The organism is Paenisporosarcina sp. TG20 (assembly GCF_000286315.1).
Lineage (GTDB): Bacteria > Bacillota > Bacilli > Bacillales_A > Planococcaceae > Paenisporosarcina.
Map to the genome: position 1 here is coordinate 1 of NZ_ALJG01000110.1, position 3,362 is coordinate 3,362.

General features: G+C 36.5%; 1 protein-coding gene. It reads left to right on the top strand.

Annotation, left to right across the window (positions count from 1 at the left end):
• Positions 1 to 276 precede the first annotated feature (276 nt).
• The gene (locus tag B371_RS0100990) at positions 277 to 3,342 is read left to right on the top strand and encodes an efflux RND transporter permease subunit (protein ID WP_019412465.1); all 3,066 of its coding nucleotides are present in this window, start codon (positions 277 to 279) and stop codon (positions 3,340 to 3,342) included.
• Positions 3,343 to 3,362 lie beyond the last annotated feature (20 nt).

Here is a 3,362-nt window from a genome sequence, read left to right on the forward strand (position 1 = left end):
GAAGCCATGCCCGCGAAAAGCGTCCACCGTAGCGAAAATAAACGGGTTTCTTTGGTTACCCTTCGTAAAAGGACCGGGCGTACTTTGCCCGGTTTTTCTAATGAATTAAAATTATATAACACAAGTTATTCTTAAAAAAATACATAATTTCCATGGACATTATAATATTGTCAAAATTGTGACAGTATATATTATCGAACTACTTACATTTGAAGTAACTGGGCGTAACGAATATGATAGAGAAAGAAAAGTTTTGGCAAGAGAGGAATTCACTAAATGAAAATTAGCGATTTTTCAATAAAGCGTCCTGTATTTACAACAGTTATTATGTTTTTAGTAATTATATTAGGAGCAGTATCATTTTTTAAAATTCCAGTTACCTTGATTCCTGAGCTAAATCCACCAATTGGAGTAGTTGTAACAAGTTATCCTGGTGCAAGCCCAACTGAAGTAAGTCAAAAAGTTACAAAGCCACTCGAAAGAAGTTTATCAACTTTGCCAGGAATAAAAAATTTATCTTCATCTTCTCAAGAAGGTGCAAATTTTATTTTATTAGAATTTGATTGGACGACAAAAATAGATGACGTACAATCGGATATCATGCAAAGTATTGATCAAACACCAATTCCAGATCAATCACAAAAACCTCGATTTTTAAAATTTGACCCTGCACAATTTCCAGTAATTCAGCTTTCACTTCGTGCGCCTGAAAATGGGGGAGACGTGCGTGTAATTGCAGAGCAATTGGAACAAGATTTACGTAGGACGATAGGGGTTGCAAGTGTCAATGTTTCTGGTTCGCTAATAGAAGAAGTACAAATTTCGCTGGATCAACAACAGTTAGAAGACAAAGGGTTAGCACAATCTGATATAGTGCAATTGATTCAAGCGAATAATATCTCATTTCCTGGTGATCCAATTGAAACAGAAGATGGCAAGCAATTAACAACTAGAATTATTAGTACTTTGACGACAGTTGAAGATATTCAAAACCTTGTTGTTACAGTTAACCCATTAGATGGTGAAAATATAACCATTGCAGATGTAGCGATTGTTGAATTAACTGAACAAGAGATAGCGTCAGAAACGCGTGCGAATGAAGAACCAGCTGTATTAATGTCTGTTCTGCAAGAGTCAGGAGCTAATACAGCAAGTGTTTCTACTGCTTTTAAGGCTTCTCTAGAGGAACTTCTTCAAAAAGAAGAGTTTAAAGGTGTAGAAGCAGATATTTTATTTGATCAAGGAGATTATGTGAAGTTAGCTATTAATAATATCGGCTCTGCACTTGCCTTTGGGGCACTATTCGCTATGCTCGTCTTATTTGTATTCCTAAGAGGAGTTAAAAGTCCGATTATTATTGGTATTGCAATACCTTATTCAGTGATCGTGACATTTGTCTTAATGTTTTTTGCTGATTTCTCATTAAATATTATGACGTTAGGAGCACTAGCATTAGGAATTGGAATGTTAGTTGATAATGCGATAGTTGTCATTGAGAATATCGATAGACACTTAGCTATGGGAAAAGACTCCAAGCTAGCAGCTTCTGAAGGAACGAAAGAAGTATCGGGTGCCATTATCGCCTCCACAATCACAACAGTGGCAGTGTTCGTCCCTGTTATATTCATTTCAGGTTTAATTGGTCAAATTTTCACAGAGTTTGCTTTAACGATTTCATTTAGTTTGATTGCTTCTTTAGTTGTGGCATTGACTGTCATTCCGATGCTAGCGAGCCGTATGTTGAAAAAACCTAAAGGCGACATTGAAGCGAAAAGAAGACGTTCAAAATCATACAATAACTTCGAACGTTCAGTAAAATGGGCACTTGCACATCGTCTTATAGTACTGATGGTAACAACTGTTCTATTAGGAGTTGGTGTATTAGGATTATTCCAAGTCGGTACTGAATTTTTACCAGCAACAGATGAAGGTTTTGTGAGTGTAAGCGTTGAGTTGGAAAATGGAGTATCAATGAACGCTACCAAAGAAGTTGTAGAAAAAATAGAAGATGTGCTAAAAAATGAAAAAGATGTAGATGTATACGTCAGCTTAATTGGTGGGACACAACAAGGGCAGTCACAAGGCTCTTCAGAAGCTAATGAAGCAGAAATGTATGTGAAACTTGTCCCATTAGATAACCGAGACCGCTCAATATTTGATTTCGTAGATGAAGTACAACCGAAAGTGCTTAATGTTATTGGAGACGAAGCAGAAGTTAGTTTTAATTTACAAACTGCGGCCGGGTCAACTCCAAACTCACTTTCGTTTACAGTAACAGATTTAGATAAACAACGTTTAGACAAAGCGGTCACAGATATTCGAACGTCTTTAAATAAACTTGAGTCAATTAACGAAATAACAAATGACTTGGAAAATACGGTTGACGAAATTCAAATGACCGTTAACAAAGAAGCTGCTACTGAATATGGACTTGCGCCAGCTCAAATTGCTCAAACGGTCACAAGTGTGACACGTGGGGATTTTGCTACACAGATTCTTTCTGAAGATGATCAAGTGTATGGTGTTTTTGTGAAATATGATGAGAACTATCGCAGTAGTATTGGACAACTTAAACAATTAAAACTGCGTACACCTTCTGGTCAATTTGTTGAGCTGCAAGATGTAGCGGATATCGAAATTGCACAAGGTCCAGTTTCTATTCGTAGAGTTAATCAGGCTGGCTCAGTCAACTTTACTCTTAAATATGATCCATCCTATTCTTTGGGTGAAATGTCAGATCAAGTAGACGAAGTTATTGAGAACTTAAAGTTGTCAGAAGAAACAGACATAACTTTTGGTGGGGATCGCGAACTATTTGAAGGAGCAATTGATGATATGACGCTAGCTGTTATACTGGCAGTTATTCTCGTTTATATCGTAATGGCAGCTCAGTTTGAATCTTTTAAATATCCGTTTGTTATTATGTTCTCAGTGCCTTTAATGATTATCGGGATTGCGTTTGGTTTGTTTACTACCCAAACACCAATTAGCATTACAGCTGTTATTGGAATACTAGTGCTTGTTGGTATTGTTGTAAACAATGGTATTGTATTAGTTGATTTTATTAATAAGCGAAAAGAAGATGGATATTCTTCTTATGATGCCATTGTTTATTCATCACGAGACCGAGTAAGACCCATATTAATGACTGCCTTAACAACGATTCTTGGGTTAGCCCCACTGGCAATCGGTCTTGGTGAAGGGACAGAAATTAATCAACCAATGGGGATTGTTGTTATAGGTGGATTAATTAGTTCAACGTTATTAACTCTTTATGTTATTCCTGTTATTTATAGTTTATTTGACCGAGAAACACGACGTTCAACCCCGAAAAATAAATGATAAGTGAGTCAATTTCATAA

What these genes read in the sequence shown, in the direction of transcription:
- B371_RS0100990 (WP_019412465.1), top strand. Translation starts at nt 277, where the DNA reads ATGAAAATTAGCGATTTTTCAATAAAGCGTCCTGTATTTACAACAGTT.